Annotated in this window: 1 protein-coding gene; it reads right to left on the bottom strand. The window is 48.0% G+C overall.

Annotation, left to right across the window (positions count from 1 at the left end; genetic code table 11):
- Positions 1 to 381, bottom strand: a 381-nt coding sequence (locus GR197_RS31850; protein ID WP_164016682.1) for an insulinase family protein, incomplete at both ends; no start/stop codon positions are given.

Below are 381 nucleotides of genomic sequence, written 5' to 3'. Positions count from 1 at the left end.
CTTCCGGCGACAAGAACGGCGTATTATTTAATGAGCTGGATGCCAGGCGACTGGTCAGCATACGTAAATCACGTTCAGCTTGCTGATCAACCGCATTTTTCAGCCAGGTGAGGCGGGTAGATTTGACATCATCGAGTTCTTCAGCAGAAAAACCATGCTGATCAATGGTTGCCAACTCTGCCATTAATGCATTCGCAGCATCCTGCATATTATCGTCTCGTGCATTTACACGGAAAAACAGCGACTGATAATCGGGTGCAATTTTAACGCTGCGCGCAGTGCCGCCAGAAATAGTCTTCAACTCGCCCGACTGTATGCGTTCCTGCAGACGTTGATTGAACAGCTGAACTAACATGCTCCATTCAGCTTGTTCGACAAAGC

The sequence above is a fragment of the Rhizobium phaseoli genome, assembly GCF_010668805.1.
Classification (GTDB): Bacteria; Pseudomonadota; Alphaproteobacteria; order Rhizobiales; family Rhizobiaceae; genus Rhizobium; species Rhizobium phaseoli_A.
Note: the sequence above shows the minus strand (reverse complement) of the source record. Positions and strands in the feature narration are given on the sequence as shown.